Below are 2891 nucleotides of genomic sequence, written 5' to 3'. Positions count from 1 at the left end.
TCGCCGACACACTGCCCAGCGTCGAAGTCGGCAAGGCCGCGCTCGAAGCCGGCATCGGCATCCTCTCGCTGTTGGTCACCGCCGGGCTCGCCGCCTCCAATGGCGAGGCGCGGCGTCATGTCCAGGGCGGCGCCGTGCGCCTCAACGATCAGCCGGTCGCGGACGACCGCCGGACTGTGACGCTTCAGGATTTGAGTCCGGAAAACGTCGTAAAGCTTTCAGTTGGCAAGAAAAAACACGTCCTGGCGCGGCCGGTGTGACGGGCCACCTCAGCGGTATTCGAAGATCGACCTGAATATTCCGGGAGCGATTACCGACAGCGGGTTGATGTCGAGGCTCGGCTTGTTGGCATTGCCCCTCAGCCGGAAAGTGACGCCGATCAGGCCGCGATCCCGGCCGTTGCCGAGCAGCGGCCCGAACAGCGGCAGTTCGCCGAAGATGCGGTTCAGCCCAGAGACCGGCATGAAGGTGCCGGTCATGTCCATGTTGTTGTTCTGGTCGTAGAGCGTGCCTTGGAAAGTGGTGCCGATGCGCTCGCCGCGCAGCACCCCGTTCGCCAGCTTCAGATAGCCGGCGCCCTTGTCGATCTCGGCGTAGCCGCGCTCGAACTTGACCCTCGAAGTGTCGATATCGGCCTTGACCGCCTGGTTCAGGCTGCGCGTGTCGCCGGCCGGCGTGGTCGACACGATCGAGGCGAGCTTCGGCTCGTTGACGACGAAGAAGTTGGTGGCATCGACCTGCCCCTTCATCGGCCCATCGCTGGCCCCCGCCATCGACAGCGTGACCGAGCCACCTTCCATGTGCTCGTAGACATTGAGGAAGCGCAGGATGGCGCCGGCGTCGGCCGACTTCATGCTGAGCGCCCGCCTGCCGTCGGCGGTCGTGTTGCGGATGGTAATGGCCGCGCCGGAGCTCGCGGTGGCGCTGACCTCGAGGCCGTTCACGCGGGAGCCGGCGGCGCTGTAGTTCAGCTTCAGGTTGGACAGCATCTCGTCATGGAAGCCGGTAAGCGAACCGACATCGGCGTTGACGGAAATCGCATCGCTGCCGGTGGTCTTGGTGGCGGTGTCGACATCGGAGGTGAACTGCTTGATCAGCGAGCGGGCGTCGAGCGCCTCGCCGCTGACATCGACCGCATAGCCCTTGCCGGACCGCTTCACGGATACGGCGACATCGTCGCCCCGGTTCAAGGCGACCTTGCTGAAGCGCGCCGACGACAGCGCCCCGTTCACGAGCGTCACATCGCCGTCGACGGAAAAGCTTTTTCCGTCGAGATCGAAGTCGGCGAGCGTCGTGGTGGCACCGGCCTTCTTCATCGCGAACGTGACCTTGGCGGCAACGCCCGCGCCCTTGCTCCACCCCGCCCAGGGAATGTCGAGCCTGGCGTTGGTGAGGTCGGCCGAAACGTTCTGTTCGTCGCCTTCGCTCTTGTCGATCGTAACCTTGACGGTTCCCGAAAGCAGCGGCGACAGGCCCGGCATGGCGGCCGCGCGCGTCTTGTCGTCGAGCACGAGCGCGACCTTGCGGCTGCGCGGCGGGCCGTCATCGACGAGCGGCTCGACGATATCGAGCTCGGCCGGGATGCCATTGAGCCGCGCCTTGGCCGAGATCACCGCCTGGTCGGGCTCGACGGTGATAGAGCCGTCGGCCTCCGTCACCGTCTGGTCCTCGAACGGCTTGGCGAGCGACAGGTCCTTGTAGTCCAGCGCCACCAGCCAGTTGAGCTTCGAGGTGTCGACTCCCGACGTCAGCGGTATGTCGGCCTTGACGTGGCCTGTCACCGTGCCGCTGAGGTCCTCCGGCAAGAGGCCGACATGGCGCATGGCGTTGATCGGCTCATACGAGGCTAGTTCGGCGATGGCCGGCGCCTCACCGGCAACATCGATGTCGAGCGCGCCGATAACCGGCGCGTGGTTTGCCTGCTTGACCGTCAGCGTGCCGTTGCTGGCCGCCACCGTGCGGCCGCTGGCCATGTAGACGCTGCCGGAGGACAGCGCGATGTCGACATCGTTGCCATGGAAGGATACCTCGCCCACCGCATCGCGGATCGGCGGGATACGGCCGGCGGTGTCGAAGCGCGAACCCTCGATCTGAAAGCGGCCGAATACCTCGTCGGCCGAAAGCGGGACGCCGTTGCCAAGTCGTCCCGGCACGACCTGGAACTGCAGATTGGCGTCGACGACACGGCCGCCGAACAGATTGTCCAGCACCCACAGACGAGCGTTCCGGGCGGAGAACCAGGGCCATAATTGCTTGACATGCGAGACCGGCATGTCGTGCACGTTGAGCGAAAGCGATATGCCCGGCGGACCGTTGTCGATGAAAGCGATCGAGGCCGAGCCGAGCACTTCGCTTGGCCCACCGGAACGGATGCCTATCTGCTCGGCGACGAGCTTGCGGCTCTTGGTCTGGTAAACACCGGCGATGCGGGCGAAGAAGTTGAGCCCCGGCTCTGGCGATTCTGACGGCGCAAGCGTGGAGCCGTCGCTGGTTAGGTCGTAGCGGTAGGACGGCTCCTCCCCCGCTGCGGCCGGCTTCGGCCCGATCGAACCGGCAAAGTCGAAGGTCGAGCGACCGGTCTTGAGGAGCAACCGGCTGACATCGATCTTGTTGGCGCCGGCCAGGAGTGTCGCATCGGCTTCGACATCGGCTGGCAGCAGCCCGCGCGAACCGAGGTCGAGCACGGAGCCGGCAAGCGACAGCGAAGCGGTCAGCCGCGACTTCGTCTCGCCTGCGCCTTCCGACCCGGTCAGCTTCAAGGCGATTGTGCCCAGCCTGCCACCGGTCTCCGCAGCGGCGCCAGCCGTGCTGGCGTCGGCGAGATTGACGCTGGCATCGAGCGTCGTGATGCGTCCGGTCGCGGTGTCGCGGGCGGTCGAGGCGGTTATGGC

General features: G+C 65.9%; 1 protein-coding gene and 1 pseudogene. One reads left to right on the top strand and one right to left on the bottom strand.

The genetic code is table 11. From position 1 onward, the window contains the following. Positions 1–260 (top strand): annotated as a pseudogene (locus EN742_RS30335) (tyrosine--tRNA ligase); the annotation flags it as partial. Between the two features lie 9 nt (positions 261–269). Here EN742_RS30335 and EN742_RS30330 read toward each other — a convergent pair. Beyond that, on the bottom strand, positions 270–2891 hold a 2622-nt coding region (locus EN742_RS30330; RefSeq protein WP_128333628.1), incomplete at its 5' end, for a DUF3971 domain-containing protein.

Source organism: Mesorhizobium sp. M4A.F.Ca.ET.020.02.1.1 (genome assembly GCF_004022645.1).
Lineage (GTDB): Bacteria > Pseudomonadota > Alphaproteobacteria > Rhizobiales > Rhizobiaceae > Mesorhizobium.
This window is presented reverse-complemented; position numbering and strand designations above follow the sequence as displayed.